Below are 21,734 nucleotides of genomic sequence, written 5' to 3' on the forward strand. Positions count from 1 at the left end.
AAGGGAGTAATCAAACATGTCGTATCCTTGGAAAAATCTTAGTCCAAAAGATGGGTTTATGGTAAGACAAAGTAGTTTGCTTTCGGATATCGACCAACAGATACTCACCTTTTTGTATCAACCTTTGATCGGATCGACGGCTTACAGTTTATACATGACTTTATGGACTGAAACAGAAAAAGACACCTATTGGAGTGAAGGAATTCTTCATGCAGAATTATTGGCTTTGCTGAATATTGGAATGCCGGAAGTGTATCAGGCTAGAATTCGGTTAGAAGCTATCGGCTTACTGAAGACATTCGTACAAACGGAACCTGAAAAATTGTATGTTTATGAACTTCAAAAGCCCCAATCCAGTAAAGCTTTTTTTGAAGAAGACTTGTTTAGCTTGTTATTATTGGAGAGGGTGGGCGAACGGAAATTTAAACAACTCAGAAATCGATTTTCGGTAGAACCTGTAGATCAAAATTCCTTTTTAGAGATCACAAAATCGTTCTTAGATGTTTACCATTTGAATACGAATCAAATAAAACAGCATGAAGAACTGTTCAAAACTTCAGGGACATTGATCGGTGATGCGTCGACGTCAAAAATTACTTTGGATTCAGATTCATTTGATTGGAACTTTTTCTTTAATGGTCTAAATCAACATTATGTCAATCGTTCGTCAGTAACCGCAGATATTCGAGAAACGATCTTGACGCTGCATCATATGTATGGAGTAGATGAGTTGGCGATGCAGCAATATATATTAGAGGCATCCGATATCAACACAGGAACGATTGATGCTCGTTTATTAAAGAAAAACGTTGTGGATGATTTCCATCGCAAAACGAATGAGAAAGTACAGCTGAATGATGTGGTCCAACAAGAGATGGAAGAAATAGCTACTACACAAGTACAACATCAGCAAAACTTGAAGGGACAAGGCTTTTCTGATTACGATATTGCGATTATTGAATCCAGTCATCAATATTCTCCAGCAGAATTTATGAGAAGCATCAAAGAACAGAAAAACGGGTACATTTCTAAACCAGAGGAGTGGACGTTGGAAGACGTTGTTAAAAAATCTCGATTACCAAATGCCGTGATCAATATTTTGATTCATTATATTTTGGTCATACAAGGGAATGTGGTCTTCGAAAAGGGATTGGCTTATAAAATTTCAAATGACTGGGCTCAAAATAAAATCACGACTCCTGAAGCGGCTTTGAAAAAGGTGCGTGATATGTACCAAGAAAATGCGGATAGATATAAGAAAAACCAAGAGCGGAAACAAGCGGCCGGTTCTCGTTCAAACAACAATTATTCGCGAAATAAAAATACTGTCCGAAAAGAAAAACTGCCTGAATGGGCTAAAGAAGGATATAAAGCGCCCGAAGAGACTGCAATAAGTCCAGAGGTTGAGAAACAACTTCAGGAAAGATTAGCACGTATTCGAAATATGCAAAAAGAAGGTGAGTAAAAAATGGATGATATAGGAAAGAGCCTGACAAAAATCATCAAGGAACGCAAATGGAATGAAGAGTTCAATCAATTGATGAAAGAAGTCATGAGAGATCCGGATGTAGTCAGTTTTATCCAAGAACATTCTGAGATGTTGGATAACAGTGCGATAAAAAAAAGTGCTGCTAAATTGTATGAATTTGTTAATGAAAAGAAAAAGTACCAAGAGAACAAAGAAAATCAATTGGCTCCAGGATACCAGCCTAAGTTAATTATGAACCATCACTACATTGATGTAACATATGTACCTACAGCTGAACTGGTAGCAAAACAACGGGAGAAAAGCATTAAAAATCTGATTCATTCAATGGATATGCCAAAAGGGATACGGGAAGCAACATTGGATGACTTTCAGAACACTTCCGAAAGATTACAAGCTAAGATGGAAGCTTTGGATTTTATTGAAGCCTACTTGACAGCTCCTAAAAAATTTCATCGCGGGTTGTATTTGCAAGGTTCGTTCGGTGTGGGGAAAACATATTTGTTGGGAGCCATAGCACACGATTTGGCAGAGAGCGGATTCCCATCTACCTTGATGCATTTCCCTTCATTTGCAGTTGAAATGAAGCAATCTATCGGTGAAAACACTACAGGTGAGAAAATAGAAGCCGTCAAACGTGCTCCTATTTTAATGTTGGATGATATCGGAGCAGACTCGATGTCCAGTTGGATTCGAGATGACGTGCTGGGGGTTATTTTACAATATCGTATGCAAGAACAATTGCCAACGTTCTTTTCGTCTAACTTAGATTTGAAACAATTGGAAGAGCATCTGACATTTTCTCAACGTGGAGAAGATGAACCATTAAAAGCTCAACGGATTATGGAAAGGGTGCGCTTTTTGGCGAAAGAAGTCACGATGCAAGGTGTTAATAGACGCCAACAGCAATATGAAAATAATTAATCAATGAAAATCCGACCCTGAACCTTCTGGGTCGGATTTTTATGTGTACAAAGAAAAGTAGTTGAATCGCTAAATTAAATCCGTCAAATCATTGTGGTACTCAAAAAAATCTTCTCAAAAATGCTTGCGCCTAAACCTTAAACGTGGTTTAATGTATGTGATATAAAAATCGTTGAGAAAGACACCAATAGAAGCGGCACGTTTTACAGAGAGGGAAAGATTTGCTGAGAATTTCCTGAAATGGACTTGTATTGACCACTTTCGAGAGCGGATGTGAACTTTGTAGTAGCATCCAGCCGTTTAGCTAGCGTTATTTAGCCAAGAGAGCCCTTATACCTACAAATGTAAGTGTATGAGCTAAACTTGGGTGGAACCACGTAAATTTGACGTCCCATTTATGATTTGTATGAATCATAAATGGGACTTTTTGTTTTTTCTAAACGTATTTCAACGAAATCTATTACAGGATATGGAGGAACGCAATATGTCAATTATTAACGTAACATTCCCAGATGGAGCAGTAAAAGAATTTCCTTCTGGAGCGACAACACAAGAAATTGCAGCAAGCATCAGTAAAAGCCTTTCAAAAAAAGGACTAGCTGGTAAATTCAATGGTGAATTGGTGGATTATGATCGTCCATTGGAAGTTGATGGAAACATCGAAATCGTGACACCGGAACACGATGATGCATTACAAGTTTTGCGTCATTCTGCAGCTCATTTGATGGCAAATGCTTTACGCCGTTTATACCCAGATATCCATTTTGGTGTAGGACCAGCTATTGAGACTGGTTTTTACTATGATACAGATACTGAGCAACCGATCACTGAAGAAGACTTGCCTAAGATTGAAGCAGAAATGATGAAAATCGTTAAAGAAAATAATCCGATCGTCCGCAAACAAGTTTCTCGTGCTGAAGCATTAGAGTTATTTAAAGAAGATCCATATAAAGTAGAATTGATCACTGCGCTTCCAGAAGACGACATTATTACCGTTTACGACCAAGGTGATTTTGTAGACTTGTGCCGCGGAGTTCACGTGCCTACAACTGGACGTATCCAAGTCTTCAAACTGTTATCACTAGCAGGAGCTTATTGGAGAGGGAATTCTGACAACAAAATGATGCAACGTATTTACGGTACTGCATTCTTTGACAAGAAAGATTTAAAAGAATTCTTGCAAATGCGTGAAGAAGCGAAACAACGTGATCACCGTAAATTAGGAAAAGAACTCGACTTATTTATGATTTCGCCTGAAGTTGGTTCAGGTCTACCATTCTGGCTGCCAAAAGGTGCTACGATTCGTCGTACGATCGAACGCTACATCACAGATCGTGAAGTGAGTTTAGGCTACCAACACGTTTACACACCTATTATGGCTGATGTGAACCTATATAAAACTTCTGGTCACTGGGATCACTACCATGAAGACATGTTCCCGCCAATGGACATGGGAGATGGCGAAATGCTCGTTTTGCGTCCGATGAACTGTCCGCATCACATGATGGTTTATAAAAATGACATTCACAGTTACCGCGAATTGCCGATTCGTATCGCTGAATTGGGCCAAATGCACCGTTATGAAAAAAGTGGAGCATTATCTGGATTACAACGTGTTCGTGAAATGACATTGAACGATGGACATACATTTGTGCGTCCTGATCAAATTCAAGATGAATTCAAACGCACACTAGAATTGATGTTGGCCGTTTATGATGACTTCGATATCACTGATTACCGTTTCCGTTTAAGTTATCGTGATCCTAACAATACTGAGAAATACTTTGATGACGATGATATGTGGAACAAAGCTCAGACAATGCTTAAAGCAGCTATGGATGATATGGAATTAGAGTACTTCGAAGCAGAAGGCGAAGCAGCTTTCTATGGTCCTAAATTAGACGTTTTAGTAAAAACAGCTATTGGTATTGAAGAAACTCTTTCAACTATTCAACTAGACTTCTTGCTTCCAGAACGTTTTGATTTAACATACGTAGGTGAAGACGGAGAAAACAACCACCGTCCAGTTGTTATCCACCGTGGAATCGTTTCTACAATGGAACGTTTTGTGGCTTACTTGATCGAAGAATACAAAGGAGCTTTCCCAACATGGTTGGCACCAGTTCAAGCAACTATTATTCCTGTTAACTTGGATCTTCATACAGGATATGCTGCTGAAATCAAAGAACGTATGCAAAAATTAGGTATGCGAGTAGAACTTGATGACCGTAACGAGAAAATGGGATACAAGATTCGTGCATCTCAAACTCAAAAAATTCCATACCAAATCGTTGTGGGAGATAACGAGTTGAAGGATCAATCTGTAACTGTCCGCAGATATGGACACAAAGAAACTCATGTCCAAGGACTAGATGCATTTATGCAAATGATCGGTGATGAAATCAGAACATTTGGTAAAGTAACACGATAAATAGTTCTATCTTCGAAAAAGGTGTTGACATTCGGCTCAAATAATCATATAATATAGAAGTTGAGAAAACAAAGCAGAAGCACCCGCTTCTCGCCTTAGTTGACGAAAAGTCTCTGGGCTAGATATAAACGAAGATGTCTTACGCACGGCGTAAGTACGTATTTATTTATGGGCGGGTTCAGAAATGAACCCGTCTATTTTTCTGCTGATCTTTCTCTCAAATTTTACGGAGGTGAATGACCATAGCAAAAGATATGATGTTAAATGAAAACATTCGTGCACATGAATTGCGAGTTATTGGTACCGATGGTGAACAAATTGGTGTGATCTCAAAAAGTGAAGCCTTAAAGATTGCTGAAGAAGCAAACTTGGATTTACTTGTTGTTTCTCCAAATGCAAAACCGCCTGTTGCTCGTGTAATGGACTATGGTAAGTATCAATACGAACAGCAAAAGAAAGAACGCGAAGCTCGTAAAAATCAAAAAACCATTAGTGTAAAAGAAGTTCGTCTAAGCCCAACTATTGATATTGGTGACTTTAATACGAAACTTCGTAATGCACGTAAGTTCCTTGAAAAAGGAGATAAAGTGAAAGCTTCTATCCGTTTCAAAGGACGTGCTATTACACATAAAGAAATCGGGAAAGAAGTTCTTGACCGTTTCTATAAAGAAGTAGCTGATATCGCTGTTTTAGAAACAGCAGCTAAAATGGAAGGTCGCAGCATGTTTATGATGTTAGCACCTCAAACTACTGATAAGTAAGAAGACTTTAGGAGGATATACAGATGCCAAAACAAAAAACACACCGTGGTTCAGCAAAACGTTTCAAAAGAACAGGTAATGGCGGATTAAAACGTCATCACGCTAAAACGAGCCATATGTTTGCAAACAAATCGCAAAAACAAAAACGTAAATTGCGTAAATCAGCAATGGTTTCAAAAGGCGATTTCAAACGTATTCGTCAAATGCTTTCACAAATGAAATAATTTATTTCATAACGATAAAAGGTTCTCTTGTAACAGAGAACAACTAAAATCATATTTTGTTAAGTTTTCCTAGTAAGGGATTGCTTAAAGGAGGAAATTATTATGCCACGTGTAAAAGGTGGATCAGTAACACGCCAACGTCGTAAAAAAGTTTTAAAATTAGCAAAAGGTTATTACGGTTCTAAAAATACTTTATTCAAAGTAGCTAACCAACAAGTAATGAAGTCTTACTTGTATGCATACAGAGACCGTCGTACTACAAAACGTAACTTCCGTAAATTATGGATTACTCGTATCAATGCAGCTGCTCGTATGAACGACATGAGCTACAGCACATTAATGCATGGTCTTAAACTTGCTGGAATCGATATTAACCGTAAAATGTTATCTGACATCGCTATTACAGATGCAGCAGCATTCACAGCTTTAGCTGAACAAGCTAAATCAGCATTAAACAAATAAATCGATTTTAAAAGTACCTTCGTTTAGAAGGTGCTTTTTTTGTTCGCCCAGCATGGGCGAACTCTAACGGGTGCAAGTCCCGAATGCGACCTGACAGTGGTAAGCATATAGCTGACGGCAAGGGTGTCCACCGTGAGGTGGAATCTGAAGGAAGCCTAAGGCAAAACTCTGGTCTGACGAACAGAAATCACATAAGAGGTGAGTCGAGTGGATAAGGCTGCGAAAGAAGCTAAAGTCCGATAACTGTCCTAACTCGAAGCATAAATGTGGCAGATAGATGGAGTGAAAGAGTTCGCACCTTAACTGGGGAGGTCTCATGACGTTATACCAAATACACTTAGTGATAAGTGCTTGACTCATGAGAAGTCAGCAGAGGTCGTAGTAGTGAAGACAGCTAGTGAAAGCTAGAAAGAGCGAAGGACCGAACAATTTTATCGTTACAAACATCTTTATTGGAGGCCGCCAAAGACTATTGGCTACGACAGCGTAAAAGTAGATAGCTGCCTTACGAGAGCAGAAAAGGAGTAACAAGCATGCAGGAAAACAGGACACTGGATAGAATCCTATCCAGAAATAATTTAAACGAAGCCTTTCGACAAGTGGAACGGAATAAAGGTGCCGCAGGCATTGACGGTATGTCTATCGAAGAGGCTAAAGAATATCTTCGTCAGCACAAAGAAGAGCTTATTCAGACTATTCGTCAACGTCACTATCAACCTAAACCTGTCAGAAGAGTAGAAATACCTAAACCATCGGGTGGGGTCAGACTACTGGGTATACCGACAGTGGTTGACCGAGTTATTCAACAAGCGATTGCACAAGTTCTCACACCCATTTTTGACGAACACTTCCACAACAGTAGTTATGGATTCCGTCCAAACCGCAACGCCCATATGGCTATAGCGCAAGGGCTAAGAGATATGAACGAAGGTTATCACTGGATTGTCGACATTGATTTAGAGAAGTTCTTTGACACTGTTAACCATGATCGACTGATGAATCTAGTTTCTCGGAAAATAACCGATGGTGATGTGATATCATTGATTCGGAAATATCTCGTGAGTGGCATTATGGTAAACGGAGAATATGAGGAAAGTCCAGTTGGCACTCCCCAAGGGGGAAACCTCTCGCCATTATTGAGTAATATCCTCTTAAATGAACTCGACCAAGAACTAGAGAGAAGAGGTCTACACTTCGTGCGATACGCAGATGACTGCATTATCCTCGTTAAGAGCGAATTCGCAGCAAGGCGCGTAATGCGTTCGGTTACACGATATATTGAGGAAACTCTGGGTTTAACTGTGAACACGAGTAAATCGAAAATCATTAAACCTAATGACCCAACCTTTAAATTCTTGGGATTTGGATTCTATTGGTCGAAAGCAGATAAAGGCTATCAAGCAAAGCCTCATGCCATATCAATCGAGACGTTTAAATATAAGCTTCATCAGCTAAGCAAGAAAAGCTGGGGCATTGATATGGCTTACCGCATCGTTAAATTGAATCAAGTCATCAGAGGATGGGTGAACTATTTCAAAATAGGAAATATGCACACAAAACTCAAGAAAATAGCGAGTCATCTTCGTTATCGACTGAGGATGTGTATCTGGCACCAATGGAAAACAGCCAAAAATCGAAGAAGAGCCCTCACTAAACTAGGGATGAGCGACTACAACGCCTACATGAATAGCCACAGTTCCAAAGGAACTGCCCGAATAGCCCTGTCCTGGGTTATGACAACCACAGTAACCAATAAGATACTAGCCTTCAAAGGTCTAGTATCTCCAGATAGTTACTATTTAAAACAAAAGCATGTTATATGAAATTGAACCGCCGTATACCGAACGGTACGTACGGTGGTGTGAGAGGACGATAAATAAATAAATTAATTATTTATCTCCTACTCGATTTGTCTAATAAGAGTCCTCTAAGTGCTTGTTAAGATTTTTGAACTATTCAATAAAGCATTGTAAGCAGTAAAGTTTGATGATAATATCAATAGGTAGAGCAGAGGTGAACCAAGTAATTTAGTAAGGTAGCCTTTTAGATTAGGGAGAATTTAAAATGAGAAGCGTTAAAAAATTGAAAAACGTTCTTGTGCCGTTAGTTGCTGTACTGATTTTTATGGGAGCGTGTGAGAAGCAATCTGGTAACCCATATCTAACAGAAGAGTATACGAACAGACACAATAACGAAAATGTATTAAACTTAACAGAGTCATCTGAAATACCCACAATGGATACGGTCATGCAGCGAGACATCGTTAGCGGAAACGTGATGAACAATGTTTTTGAAGGACTTTATCGACAAGGAAAAGATGGAGAGATCGTTCTTGGTATGGCAGCAGAAGAACCTGCTATTAGTGATGACGGATTGACCTATACGTTCAAAATCAAAGAAGATGCTGTATGGTCAAACGGAGACCCAGTCACGGCACATGACTTTGTGTTTGCTTGGAGACGGTTAGTTGATCCTGAAACAAAAGGTGTTGGCAGCCATTTGATTCAAGATATCGTTAAGAACGCCAATGCAATCATATCCGGCGAATTGGATTCAAATGAACTGGGTGCAACAGCTTTAGACGATAAAACATTACAAGTAGAACTGACAAAACCGTTCACTTACTTCAGCAATTTGTTGACTCTTCCAGTTTTCTTCCCGCAAAAAGAAGAGTATGTAATAGAAATGGGATATGAATATGCTAGGTCGAGTGAAACTCTCTTATATAATGGACCTTTTGTACTAAAAGAGTGGGATGGCACAGGGTTGAGCTGGGTATATGAAAAAAATGAACAGTATTGGGACCGCGACTCAGTTAATTTGAACACCATCAATGTTGATGTAGTGAAAGAAACTTATACAGCATTGAATTTATACAATAATGATTTAGTGGATCATATCATGCTGACTGGTGAATTCATTGAGTTAGAGAAGGATCATCCGGAGTTAGAATACATCCCAACCTCTTCGGTTTATTATTTGAAATTTAATCAAAACAAAGATGGTGAACCTACACCGTTGGCGAACGAGAATATTCGAAAAGCTCTTGCTAAAGCTATTGATAAATCAGGTTTTGTCGAAAAAGTTTTGCGCAACGGGTCAATCGAGGCAGATGGGTTAGTTCCTGAACGTTTTGCATATGACCCTGAGACTGGTACAGACTTTAGGAAACAAAACGGCTATTTAATGCCTTACAATAGACAAGAAGCAGTAGAGCTATTTAAAAAAGGATTAGAAGAATTGGGTGTAGACAAACTTTCATTAGAAATTATTGGGGACGATACTCAAGTAGGCAGAGATTCGTTGGTTTATCTGCAAAAAAACTTAATGGATGTTTTTCCTGAGTTGCAAATCAATATCTCTAATAAGCCTTTTTATGCTCGATTAACGGCAGACGAAGAACAAAATTACGATATTCAGTTAGCTGGATGGGGTGCGGATTATGCAGATCCAATCAACTTTCTAGGATTGTTTACAACGAACAATGGAAACAATAATACTGGTTTTTCAAGTGAAAATTATGATGCTCTCATTGCAGACGCTGAATCAGTTGAAATATCGCCGAGCCAACGATGGAAGTTATTGTTGGAAGCGGAAAAACAACTATTAAACGAAGGTATTATCGCGCCTATTTATCAAGAATATAAAGCTGTTTTACAAAAGGACAAAGTAGACGGCATTATTGCTCATCCTGTTGGAGCAGAGTACACCTACAAATGGGCCGATATCGTACAGTAACTTACTTTAAGTTCAAAAGTCATCCTTTAGTCTGATTATTTATTGTGTATAGTGACTTATAATAATGACATAGCAAAGAAACTGAAAACGTCTTTGTTGTAAAATATTATAGGCAAAGGACAATGTACAATGAAAATGAGAAAAAAAACGGTGAAGACTCCTGTAAACAAAATCAAGTCATTATGTCTGGCGCTGTTCAACTCTAATGTAAAAGGGAAAAAGAAACTTGCTGTATTAGGGATGATTCTTTACATCATCAGCCCAATAGATATCATTCCTGATTTTATTCCACTAGCAGGTTACGCAGACGATATTTTATTGCCGATTCTCTTTTTGGTCATAGACAAAATGTTGAGTGACGAAACTCCATCAGAACATCCAACTCCTATAAAAGAAGCAGAAAAAGCTTAATGACGATACAGTCCGAAATGATTTTCTTATAAAGAGAAAATCATTTCGGACTTTTTTTTTAGAAATGAATAAAGTTTTCTTTCTTTACATCATAAAAAAGACAAATAAAGAGACAGAAACTAGAAAAAACTTTATAGTATAGAAGAAACGATTGTTTTTAAAAAGGGTTTAAATTGGAATCTAATTTGTTCCAAAAAATTGCCTATAAATTAGAACTAGATGTTCACAATTAAAGAAATTTAATTCAGTGGTATTTAACCAAAACGAAATAATACATGATATAATAAAGAGGATGATGTGAAAAACAGATGGAGGGGTCCAATTTGGAAAATACAGATATCGATTTTTTAAAAGAACTAACGGATGCTAAAGGAGTTCCTGGAAATGAAGGACAAGTTCGTAAAGTATTTAAAAAGTATGCAGATCCTATTGCAGACTCGATTACATATGATAATTTAGGAAGTATTATTGCTAAAAAAACAGGGGATCAATCAGGACCCAAAATTCTTTTTGCCAGTCATTTAGATGAAGTAGGCTTTATGGCGACTTCTATCACAGATGATGGTTTTATCCGTTTTACTCCTCTAGGCGGGTGGTGGGCAAATGTCATGTTAGCTCAACAAGTAGAGATCACTACAAGTTCTGGTAAGGTAGTTCATGGAGTTATTGGATGTAAGCCGCCTCATGTTCTCACAAAAGAAGTACGGGAAAAAGCCTACGATATAAAAGATATGTTTATTGATATAGGAGCTGGAAGCAAAGAAGAAGTTGCTTCTTGGGGTGTGAAATTAGGAGATATGATTACTCCTTATACTGAGTTTAGAAGACTGAACGATTCGAAGTTTTTAGTAGCAAAAGCTTGGGATAATCGTATTGGAACAGCTGTAACATTAAAAGTTCTGGAAAATTTGAGTAAATCGGACCATCCTAACATAGCTTATGGAGTAGGGAATGTCCAAGAAGAAGTGGGGTTAAGAGGAGCAAAAACGGCTACTCATTTAGTTAATCCTGATATTGCGTTTGCGTTAGATACTGGAACGGCTGGTGATACACCAGGTATGACAGCTAAAGAAGCAGACTCGAAATTGGGAGAAGGTCCGCAAATCATTTTATACGATGCTTCTATGGTGGCTCATAAAGGATTACGCGATTTTGTTATTAAAATAGCAGAAGAATTGAACATACCTTATCAGCTGACAGTCATAATGGGTGGGGGAACCGATGCTGGAAGTCAGCACGTTTCTCACAATGGAATCCCTTCTCTAGCTGTGACGGTACCGGTTCGTTATCTGCACTCTCATACATCCGTTATTCATGAAGAAGATTACATGAATACGGTAAAATTGATGACTGAAGTCGTTAAACGATTAGATGCTGAGACAGTAAAAAGGATTACGTTCGACTAGTGAAAAATATGCATTAAAACTCTGAATAGTTAATAAAGTAAGTATTTTTAGAGAAGGTTGTTGGTAAATGAATTCGAGTTGTTGGCAGGTGATAATAGCATGAAGCGAGCAAAAAAAAGGATTGCAGTGATCGGTGGAGGTATAACGGGTCTGACGGCTGCTTATCGTATCAAACAGAAAATTGAGGCGGAAGATTTACCATTTGAGCTGATTATTTTAGAGAGTTCTCTTAGAGTCGGCGGTAAAATCTACAGTATGAAAGTAGAGAATCAATACCTGGATTTAGGTGCAGAATCTATTGATACTCGTTATCCAGAAGCCTTGGAATTGATTAAAGAATTGGGAATTGAGGACCAACTCGTCTATAGCGAAGGCGGTAAACAAGATCTATTTTACTATAATGAGTTGCACCATAATTCTTTTCCGACGTATAAAGGTATCCCGATGAACAAAATGGATATTTGGAAAAGTAAAATGCTTTCTTTTAACGGGAAAGTGGCTACGTTTAAAGATCGTTTCTTGCAACCAGAGCAGTTAACAGAGGATATTGAAGTGAGCAGTTTCTTAAAGAGAAGACTTGGTGATGAAATTGTTGAACTGATGTTAGAACCGTTCTTTTCAAAAGTTTATGCCAACGATATTGATGATATGGGTGTTAAAGCTAATCGTGAAACGGTTTTTGAGTTAGAACAAAAGTATGGAACGATTGAAAAAGCCTTACAAGAGCATCCCGAACTAGAAGATCGTTCAGGAAATTATGCTACATTTGCTCATGGTCTTTCAGTATTAACCGATAAACTTGAAGAAATCCTAAAGCCTCATATCCAGTACAGTAAAAAGGTAGTTGAAATCAAACCTGGTGTAGAGAATACATACATTCTCAATATAAATCTTAAAGAAGAGGTTCGTGTAGGTGCGATTTGTGTCGCAACACCAACAACTGAGTATACAAAGCTGTTTAAAGATAAAGAACTGAATAAACAATTTTCTCAAATCAAAACCGCTTCTATTGGATATATTGTTTTTAGTTTTAACCCAGAATCGATCAAGAACTATCCTGATGGTTTTGGGATATTGACTCCTAGAAGAAATGATTCATTTGTTTCTTCCATTACTTTTTTAGGAAAAAAATGGCCAAGTTTATACGGCTCTAAAGAAGTGTTGCTTGGAGTGAATTTTGGTCGTAAAGGTGAAGACATGATTGTTTCGTTAAGCAATAAAGAGATCGAAGAAAAAATCTTAGCCGATTTAGAAATGATCCTTGGCGTAACAGAAAAACCAAATTATCGTATCATTAAACGTTGGCCAGATGCCATTCCTCATTTTTCTGTTCACCAAGAACAGGCGATGAAAGAAGTCGTTGGTCCTATGTTGGAAGAGAAATATCCTGGAGTCTTAATAGGCGGAAACGGATTAGAAGGTTTTGGTTTAAACCACTGCATCAGGCAAGGAAACGAAATTGGTGAACAATTAATAGAAGTGATAAAAAAACAGAATTGTCTTTAATGTAGGATAGAAAATGAGAAAACATTCAAATTTAGCGATTTGAATGTTTTTTTTATTTCATATTTTTCTGAAATACTGTAAAGTAGTGTTTGTGAATTTAATTCTAAAGTAAGTTATCAGTTATCATAAATAAGACGAGTAAAACCCAAACAAAGCGGCTGTTTGATTTTTACACCCCGCTGGACTAAAGTGAAGGAAAGAAAACTAGGAGGTAAGATGATGGAACTGACGATTTTAGGTTATTGGGGAGGATACCCCACGAAAAATGAAGGAACCAGCTCTTATTTGATTGAATCTAATGGATACCATCTATGGCTAGATGCGGGAAGTGCGTCCTTGATTGCGTTAGAAAACCATGTAGATCCATTAGATATAGATGCTGTTTTGATTTCTCATTATCATCATGACCATATAGCAGATTTAGGAGTATTCCAGTTTACCCGTCAATTGAAGGGGGTAGGTGAGAACCGAGCTCCAATTGTACCTATCTACGGCCATGAGGAAGATAAAGAAAACTTTGATCGATTGACAATGGACCGCGTTTCAAAAGGAATAGGCTACAGAGAGAATGAGTCTTTTACAGTTGGCCCTTTTGAGATTACAGCCATGAAGACCTTGCATCCTGTACCTTGTTTTGCGCTTCGTATCGAAGAAGTTAGTACAGGGAAAGTGTTGGTGTTTACAGCAGATTCAGGTTATCTAGAAGGCTTTATACCATTTTCAAAACATGCTGATCTGTTGCTGGCTGATACAAATTTCTTTCATGGAATGGAGAACCATCGAGTGCATATGACAGCTACCGAGGTAGGGAGAATAGCAAAAGAAGCACAAGTTAAAAAATTGGTGTTGACTCATTTGCCCCAACAAGGTGATTTAGCTTTATTGAAAGAACAAGCTGCAGCAGAATTTGGTTCTCAAGAAGTCCTATTAGCAGAGAAGGATCTGCTGATTACCATTTGAAGCAACGGAATAGAGATTCATGAATTAGTAGGATGAAGTGAGTATAAGAAAAGGGGAATGCAGTGTGTATTACGTAAAAAATGAGCGCAATGGAGAAGAAATAACAGATCCTAGATTAAATTTAGCGATTGAATATTATTTATTGAATGAAATTCATCTCGATGAACCGATTTTGTTGTTCTATATCAATGAGCCTTCCATTATAATAGGAAGAAACCAAAATGCATATGAGGAAGTAAACCGCGATTATGTAGAACAAAACAATATTCATGTCGTGCGTCGTTTTTCTGGCGGCGGTGCTGTTTACCATGATTTCGGAAATCTGTCTTTTTGTTTTATCACAAAAGATGATGGGGATTCTTTCCGTAACTTCAGCAAATTTACTGAACCGGTGATTACAGCCTTGCATAAAATCGGGGTTGAAGGTGCTGAACTAAAAGGACGGAATGATTTGCTGATCAATGGACAAAAATTTTCTGGAAATGCAATGTACTCCAAAAATGGACGTATGACAGCTCATGGAACAATCATGTTTGACAGCGAAATCGATGCAGTAGTAAAAGCTTTAAAACCAAAAAAAGAAAAGTTGGAATCTAAAGGGATCAAGTCTGTTAGAAGTCGCGTAACCAACATCAAACCATTTATGTCTGATGAATTCCAATTTATGAATACGAAGCAATTCCGTGAAAGATTGTTATTGAACATTTTTGAAGTCGACTCTGTTGAAGAGGTTAAAGAATTCAAGTTAACAGAAAAAGACTGGGATAAAATAGAAGAGTTCTCGAAACAATACACTGGAAATTGGGAATGGAATTATGGGAAATCACCCGACTTTGACATTGAAAGAAGTCAACGATTTGCTATAGGATCTATCGATGTGAAATTGAACGTTGAAAAAGGTATCATCCAAGACATCAAAATATACGGAGATTTCTTTGGACTAGGAGAAATTTCTGATGTGGAAGAAAAATTAACCGGCATTAAATATGAAGCAAAAACTATTTCTGCAGCATTTGACGAAATAGATATCAAGAAGTATTTTGGAGATATTACTAAAGAAGAATTAGTCCATTTGATTTATTAAATAAAAATGAGACTGAACAAAGTAGCGCCCAACTTTTGGGCGGTAAACTTTGTTCAGTCTTTTTTATTTTGAAATAGGTGTAAAATTTCTGTGTTCGGTCAACTTTAATTGCTTGGAATAATGACACAGAACTTTTTAATGGTGAATATTATCTTTTTCTGCCTAATCCAACAGCATTTTTCATTTTTCTTAAAGTTTTGTTTGCTACTAATCTTGCTTCTTCAGCGCCTTTGTCTAAAATAAGATCTAATTCTTCTGATGCCAATAATTCATCGTGTCGTTGTTGGATAGGTTCTAAAACAGCCACAACAGCTTCAGCTAGATCTTCTTTAAATTGACCATAACCTACACCTTCATAGCGTTTAACGATGGTATCGATAGATTCGTTTGTGAAAGAAGAATAAATTGTCAGCAAATTAGAAACTCCTGGTTTATTTTTTTTGTCATATTCAATAACACCACTTGAATCAGTAACAGCACTCTTGATTTTTTTTCGTATCACTTTAGGTTCATCCAACATAGAGATAAATCCTTTTTGGTTTTCATCTGATTTGCTCATTTTTTTGGTAGGATCTTGTAAGCTCATAATTCTACCACCTGCTTCAGGAATATGCACTTCAGGCAACGTTAAAATGGCGTTGTTATTTCCATAACGATTATTAAAGCGTTCGACAAAATCGCGAGTTAATTCTAAATGTTGTTTTTGATCTTCCCCTACAGGAACTAAGTCAGCTTGGTATAAGATGATATCCGCTACCATTAGTGGGGGGTAAGTTAGTAATCCGGCAGATACACCAGCTTTTCCATTTTTAGCGGATTTGTCCTTGAACTGAGTCATTCGTTCGAGTTCCCCAATCGTGGTGTTGCATTGAACGATCCAAGCAGCTTCTGCATGAGCAGAAACTTCTGATTGAATGAATACTGTAGCTTTCTCTGGGTCTAATCCAATAGCTAAGTATAAAGCCGCTAAACTCTTTGTTTGCTTTCTCAATTGCAGGCGATCTTGAGGAACTGTTATAGCATGTTCGTCTACAATGCAATAGAAGCAGTTAAATTCTTCCTGTAAAGGAATGAATTGTCTCATAGCTCCAATATAATTTCCTATGGTAGGCGTACCACTAGGTTGAATACCTGAAAAAATAGTTTTTGTCATTTCTTACACTCCCTGTATCTATACAATTCTTGCTTCCTAGATATCATAACAAAAAAAGAGCCGTTTGTTATGAAAAATAGGAAATAATTGCTTAAAACCTTGAAAATTTAGGTCTTTCCTTAAATAAAAGGAAAAATTATTAAAACTTGTTGGGTGTCTACTATTTCGAAAAAAATGATAAGTGAAAATGGAAATTGTTTTAAGAAAGTTGACATTAAACGGTTTTCACTAAAAAGGCGGAAAAAGTTCAGAATGTAATAATAACTTATTTATAATTATTATAAATATACACAAGTATAAAATAACGTTGATTTAAAAAGGTTTAAAGATGATTATTGTGAACGAAATAATAAAAGTGACTAAAATATACAAAAATAATAACTAAATTTGACAAAAAAATGTCAAAAAGGGGTAGACTTTGTATAAATCATTCGTTATAATAATCCTTGTAAGTTAGCAAGTGAGACATCAACCATTGATAAAAAAACTAGCTCATTACAAAGGAGAGAATACATATGGTTACTTTATTTACATCACCAAGCTGCACATCATGTCGAAAAGCGAGAGCGTGGTTAGAAGAAAATGATATTCCTTATGTAGAAAGAAATATTTTTTCTGAAGGGTTAACGATTACAGAAATCAAATCCATTTTACGTATGACAGAAGACGGTACGGAAGAAATTATTTCGACTCGTTCAAAAGCTTTCCAAGAATTAAACATCGATTTAGATGATATGAATTTACAAGAATTATACGATGTGATCCAAGAAAACCCTGGTTTATTACGTCGCCCTATCATGGTAGACGAAAAACGTCTGCAAGTAGGTTACAATGAAGATGAAATTCGTCGTTTCTTGCCAAGAGAAGTTCGTGCATTAGAGTTACAAAAAGCACAACTAATAGCAGGAATTTGAACACAAAAGGTTAAGCAAAGGTTAACGACTCAAAGAAATGTCGTATCCATAAACATTGAGTAATGAAGTTGATTTTTACTGTTTGTCTAAAAGCGAAAATTTAACAGAGCTTGAACCAATACTCTTGGTCCAGCTCTATTTTTTTACCCTCCAGCTAGTAGTTTACAGTTTTTTGGCTTTACATTTAAATAATTTCCTATACAATAAATCTATAGATATAAATGAGCTTTTAGCTAGCAATTCAATGGAATTGCATAGAAAGTAGGTGCAAGACTATGGAAATGGAACGTATTAATGAAGATACCATTCGAGTAGAAATTGATAATTCTGATTTAGAAGAAAGAGGAATTAAATTTTTAGATCTCTTAGGAAACCGTAAACAAATTGAAAATTTCTTTTATAGTATTTTGGAAGAAGTAGATATTGATGAACAGTTCCATGAATCTGATGCCATAACTTTTCAAGTTTTACCTAAAGGAAATGGACTTGAATTATTTATTAGTAAAGAAGGCCCTTCTGCTGACCATTTGGACTTATCTGATGCTGAAAATTTTAGTAAAGATGAGATAACTCAGTACATTCAAGACCGAATTACTTCTGATAATCAAAATTTAGATACTGATATGGATGAAATCGATATGTATTTAGGTGATCCATCAAATCAAACGAAAGAATTGGTTGTGGAATTTGAAGATTTTGAAGATCTAATCAGTTTATCAAAAATATTGTATTTGAATAACGCTGTGTCAAATGTTTATTATTACAACAATCGCTACTATTTAGAAATCGTCCTCTTCGTAGATGGGGCGCAAATCTTCAATATGGAACGCGAAACAGCTTTAGTGCTGGAATTTGCTAAGAAAACCAATGTAACCAGTGGTATTCTTGAAGAGTACGGCAAATCAATCATTGAAAGAAGTGCATTAGAGACACTTCGCTACTTTTTTAAGTAAACTAGAATACTATGTGCAAAATACCTGATGAGAATTTGTTTTCTCATCAGGTATTTTTGTGTATAGAAAATCAAGGGGTCTTCTCTATACCGCCTCCTAAAAGCATGAGCGTCTTTCTGTATATGTAATTAAAAATTGTCAAAATATCATTTTTTATAAGAAAAGTCTATTTTTTTGCGCATATTATCCATAAGGAATCATGATGAATAAGGAGTGATAAGGATGTATGTAGCTTTAACGGTTAAAAATGAACACATTACTGCTGACCAAATCAATAAAGGGAATAACCAGGAGGTGCAACACGTTTATTTCTGTCCAGGTTGTCATGAAAAAGTATTTTTAAAAAGCGGCAAAGTTATTCAAGCGCATTTTGCTCACTTCAGACATAGCAACTGTTCGCTTTTTTCAGAAGGAGAGACTCAAGAACATTTAGCAGGAAAAAAATTATTGTTTGAATGGTTCTCAAATGAAAATATTCCTTGTCAATTAGAAGCCTATTTGCCGGAGTTGCATCAAAGACCGGACTTATTGATTTGGCCAGAGGCAGACCGACCGATAGCGATAGAATTTCAGTGCAGTCCGTTATCATTTGAAAAAATGTTGGAGCGAACAGAAGGGTATCGAAAAAACGGGTATGAAGTTCTATGGATTGCCGGCAGCAAATTTCAATTAAAAAGACAGGTGACTCCTTTTCAACAACTATTTCTGAGACATCATCCACTTTTAGGGATTTATTTTATTTGTTTAAGAGAAGATAAACAGTTATTCGAAATCTATGCCAATATATCCGTTGACCAGCCAGGCGGTTCGGTCAGAAAAAGGGTAATGCACGTTGATTTGGCCGGATTAAAAAAATGGTTCGATATGTCCGAATCAACGGTTCCAACAAATGAAATAACCCATAATTTTTCTTACCAAAAAAGCCACGAATACTTAATAAAAGGAAGACTCTATCAAAATCCAAAGATGGTCGAATTTCAAAAATATATTTACTATCATGGATATTCACTGATTTCCCTACCTAAAGAAGTATACATACCTGTAGAGAATGAATGGATCATTAAAACGATCCCACATTTCTGGAAAATGATTCTTCTAGAATGGATAAAAGAAAAGGGCAGCGGAAAAATATTTTCAAAGGAAGAATTGGATACAAAAATAGAGGATATGAAAAAAAATAAAGAATTCCATTTTTGTCTTTTACCTTTTATTGAAAATACAATAAAGGAAAAAGTGTTCTATTCTTATTTATCAAAACTGGAAAAACAGACTGTTCTTACTTCGTTGAATGCAAGGGAATGGCGGATTAATAATCTGCCTTATACATACAAATACGAAAGTGAGAAACTAGACGAATTTGAAAAATTGGACAAAAAAGAGCTGTAAAACAGAAAAAAATGCAGCTCTCACTTTTTTTATGTGAAAATTATGTTAAGATTAGAAAGTGATAAAATTTAGGAGGTTATGTGTTATGAGTGAATCAAACAAATTACCAAAACGACATGAAGTACCAGAAGAACTGACTTGGGATCTAACAGTTATTTTTAACTCAGATGCTGAATTTGAAAAAGCCTACCAGGATGTTGAAGGAAGTTTAGCTAAAATAACTGGGTTTAAGGGTAAATTGCAAGAAGGTGCAACAACATTCCAACAAGCTGTCGAAACGTTATTAGATGTTTCTAACAAACTTGAAACAGTCTATGTATACGCTCATTTAAAAAATGATCAGGATACAGCTAATTCTACCTATCAAGGTATGTATGATTCAGCTTCTTTATTGGCAGCCAAATCTGGAGAAGCAATGGCTTGGTTTGAACCAGAAGTACTAGAAATTCCTGAAAATCAACTAAACAGTTATTTTGAAGAAAATAAAGAACTAGCTGTTTACCGTCACTTTATCGATCAGATGACTGATAACCGAGATCATATTCTATCTGCAAATGAAGAAGCTTTATTAGCAGGAGCTAGTGAAATATTTGGAGCTTCAAGCAAGACGTTCAGTGTGTTGAACAATGCAGATATCCAATTCCCTACTATAAAAGATGAAAACGGCGAAGATGTCCAACTATCTCATGGGGTATTTGGAGAATTGCTGGAAAGCACAAATCGTTCGGTACGTGAACAAGCTTTCAAAAAACTTTACAGTGTATATCAAGGATTAAAAAACACCTTTGCCAGTACGTTGGGATCAAATGTGAAATACCATAATTACAATGCGAAAGTGCATCATTATGGCTCTGCCAGAGAGGCTGCTTTAGCAAACAATCATATTCCGGAATCAGTTCACGATAATTTGATTGAAGTGGTAGCAGAACATTTGCCATTGCTTCACCGTTACGTAGCCCTTAGAAAAGAATTGTTGGGAGTAGACGAATTGCATATGTATGATATGTATACACCAATCACAGGAGAAGCTGGGATCAAGTATACATATGAGGAAGCCAAAGAGGAAACGATGAAAGCTCTTCAACCTCTTGGAAAAGAGTATGAGGCTGTTTTAAAAGAAGCTTTTGAAAACCGTTGGATCGATGTGGTTGAAAATACTGGAAAACGAAGTGGAGCTTACTCATCCGGAGCTTATGCGACCAATCCTTACATTTTATTGAATTGGCACGATTCTTTAAACAATTTGTATACGTTAGTGCATGAATTAGGGCACAGTGCTCACAGTTACTTTACGAGAAAAAATCAACCATATGTATATGGAGATTACTCTATTTTCTTAGCGGAGATTGCCTCTACAACTAATGAGAACATCTTAACAGAATATCTGCTGCAAACGGTAACGGATCCAAAAGTACGTGTGTACATTTTAAACCATTATTTGGATGGGTTTAAAGGAACTATTTTCCGTCAAACTCAATTTGCTGAGTTTGAACACACAATACATGAAGAAGCTAGAAAGGGAACTCCCTTAACAGCAGAGTTATTAACGAACTATTATGGAGAACTAAATGCTCGTTATTATGGCCCTGCAGTAGAAAAAGATCCCGAAATTGCTTACGAATGGTCTCGCATTCCTCATTTCTACTACAATTATTATGTGTATCAATATTCAACAGGATTCTCTGCAGCTACTGCTTTAGCAGATAAAATCATGAGTGGAGAAGAAGGCGCATTAGATAAATACCTAACGTATCTAAAATCTGGTAATAGCGACTTTCCGATTGAAGTTATGAAAAAAGCTGGCGTGGATATGACAGAAAAAGACTACATTGAAAAAGCTATGGCTGTCTTCGAAAGACGTTTGAACGAATTAGAAGAATTAATAAAAGAAGTAAAAGCAGACTAAACTTAGCCATTAAAAGTGGTGTATAAAAA

General features: G+C 36.7%; 18 protein-coding genes and 1 other annotated feature. Of the genes, 17 read left to right on the forward strand and 1 reads right to left on the reverse strand.

Annotated features, from left to right (window positions below; translation table 11 throughout):
- Positions 1 to 16: 16 nt before the first annotated feature.
- From LMF32_RS10020 to LMF32_RS10080, 13 genes are all read left to right on the forward strand, one after another.
- A complete protein-coding gene (locus LMF32_RS10020) occupies positions 17 to 1,465 on the forward strand; it encodes a DnaD domain protein (RefSeq protein WP_230524652.1) in 1,449 nt (482 codons plus the stop codon).
- Between the two features lie 3 nt (positions 1,466 to 1,468).
- Positions 1,469 to 2,410, forward strand: a complete 942-nt coding sequence (gene dnaI / locus LMF32_RS10025; RefSeq protein WP_230524653.1) for a primosomal protein DnaI — start codon at positions 1,469 to 1,471, stop codon at positions 2,408 to 2,410.
- A gap of 490 nt (positions 2,411 to 2,900) precedes the next feature.
- On the forward strand, positions 2,901 to 4,841 hold the full coding sequence (thrS, locus tag LMF32_RS10030) for a threonine--tRNA ligase (RefSeq protein WP_188205455.1): 1,941 nt from the start codon (positions 2,901 to 2,903) through the stop codon (positions 4,839 to 4,841).
- 65 nt (positions 4,842 to 4,906) lie between these two features.
- Positions 4,907 to 5,049, forward strand: a sequence feature (ribosomal protein L20 leader region).
- 28 nt (positions 5,050 to 5,077) lie between these two features.
- The gene (infC, locus tag LMF32_RS10035) at positions 5,078 to 5,602 is read left to right on the forward strand and encodes a translation initiation factor IF-3 (RefSeq protein WP_188205450.1); all 525 of its coding nucleotides are present in this window, start codon (positions 5,078 to 5,080) and stop codon (positions 5,600 to 5,602) included.
- 23 nt (positions 5,603 to 5,625) lie between these two features.
- The gene (gene rpmI / locus LMF32_RS10040; protein WP_092479734.1) at positions 5,626 to 5,826 is read left to right on the forward strand and encodes a 50S ribosomal protein L35; all 201 of its coding nucleotides are present in this window, start codon (positions 5,626 to 5,628) and stop codon (positions 5,824 to 5,826) included.
- Positions 5,827 to 5,928: 102 nt separating this feature from the next.
- Positions 5,929 to 6,288, forward strand: a complete 360-nt coding sequence (rplT, locus tag LMF32_RS10045; RefSeq protein WP_092479733.1) for a 50S ribosomal protein L20 — start codon at positions 5,929 to 5,931, stop codon at positions 6,286 to 6,288.
- 533 nt (positions 6,289 to 6,821) lie between these two features.
- Entirely contained in the window at positions 6,822 to 8,111 is a 1,290-nt protein-coding gene (gene ltrA / locus LMF32_RS10050) for a group II intron reverse transcriptase/maturase (RefSeq protein ID WP_230524654.1), read from the forward strand.
- Positions 8,112 to 8,352: 241 nt separating this feature from the next.
- Complete coding sequence (locus LMF32_RS10055; RefSeq protein WP_230524655.1) at positions 8,353 to 10,026, forward strand: peptide ABC transporter substrate-binding protein; 1,674 nt, start codon at positions 8,353 to 8,355, stop codon at positions 10,024 to 10,026.
- Between the two features lie 129 nt (positions 10,027 to 10,155).
- Positions 10,156 to 10,437 carry a DUF1232 domain-containing protein gene (locus LMF32_RS10060; RefSeq protein ID WP_188205433.1) on the forward strand — a complete coding sequence of 94 codons (282 nt, stop codon included), beginning with the start codon at positions 10,156 to 10,158 and terminating at the stop codon, positions 10,435 to 10,437.
- A gap of 323 nt (positions 10,438 to 10,760) precedes the next feature.
- Positions 10,761 to 11,843: a M42 family metallopeptidase gene (locus LMF32_RS10065; protein ID WP_230524656.1), complete on the forward strand. Its 1,083-nt coding sequence runs from the start codon at positions 10,761 to 10,763 to the stop codon at positions 11,841 to 11,843.
- Positions 11,844 to 11,942: 99 nt separating this feature from the next.
- A complete protein-coding gene (hemG, locus tag LMF32_RS10070) occupies positions 11,943 to 13,349 on the forward strand; it encodes a protoporphyrinogen oxidase (protein WP_230524657.1) in 1,407 nt (468 codons plus the stop codon).
- A 219-nt stretch (positions 13,350 to 13,568) separates the two neighbouring features.
- On the forward strand, positions 13,569 to 14,309 hold the full coding sequence (locus LMF32_RS10075; protein ID WP_230524658.1) for an MBL fold metallo-hydrolase: 741 nt from the start codon (positions 13,569 to 13,571) through the stop codon (positions 14,307 to 14,309).
- Between the two features lie 64 nt (positions 14,310 to 14,373).
- Positions 14,374 to 15,393, forward strand: coding sequence for a lipoate--protein ligase (locus LMF32_RS10080; protein WP_230524659.1), 1,020 nt, complete (start codon positions 14,374 to 14,376; stop codon positions 15,391 to 15,393).
- Positions 15,394 to 15,541: 148 nt separating this feature from the next.
- Here the strand turns inward: LMF32_RS10080 and trpS are convergent, their stop codons facing one another.
- Complete coding sequence (gene trpS / locus LMF32_RS10085; RefSeq protein WP_230524660.1) at positions 15,542 to 16,546, reverse strand: tryptophan--tRNA ligase; 1,005 nt, start codon at positions 16,544 to 16,546, stop codon at positions 15,542 to 15,544.
- Positions 16,547 to 17,061: 515 nt separating this feature from the next.
- Here trpS and spxA point away from each other — a divergent pair.
- The 4 genes from spxA to pepF all read left to right on the forward strand — a co-directional run bounded on the left by spxA (position 17,062) and on the right by pepF (position 21,705).
- Entirely contained in the window at positions 17,062 to 17,460 is a 399-nt protein-coding gene (spxA, locus tag LMF32_RS10090) for a transcriptional regulator SpxA (protein WP_092479726.1), read from the forward strand.
- 275 nt (positions 17,461 to 17,735) lie between these two features.
- Positions 17,736 to 18,413, forward strand: a complete 678-nt coding sequence (locus LMF32_RS10095) for an adaptor protein MecA (protein ID WP_092479725.1) — start codon at positions 17,736 to 17,738, stop codon at positions 18,411 to 18,413.
- A gap of 222 nt (positions 18,414 to 18,635) precedes the next feature.
- A complete protein-coding gene (locus LMF32_RS10100) occupies positions 18,636 to 19,799 on the forward strand; it encodes a competence protein CoiA family protein (RefSeq protein WP_230524661.1) in 1,164 nt (387 codons plus the stop codon).
- An 85-nt stretch (positions 19,800 to 19,884) separates the two neighbouring features.
- Positions 19,885 to 21,705 (forward strand): oligoendopeptidase F, encoded by a 1,821-nt coding sequence (pepF, locus tag LMF32_RS10105; protein ID WP_230524662.1) that lies wholly within the window; start codon positions 19,885 to 19,887, stop codon positions 21,703 to 21,705.
- The last annotated feature ends 29 nt before the right edge of the window (positions 21,706 to 21,734 follow it).

The sequence above is a fragment of the Desemzia sp. C1 genome, assembly GCF_020882875.1.
In the GTDB taxonomy this organism is placed as follows: domain Bacteria; phylum Bacillota; class Bacilli; order Lactobacillales; family Carnobacteriaceae; genus Desemzia; species Desemzia incerta.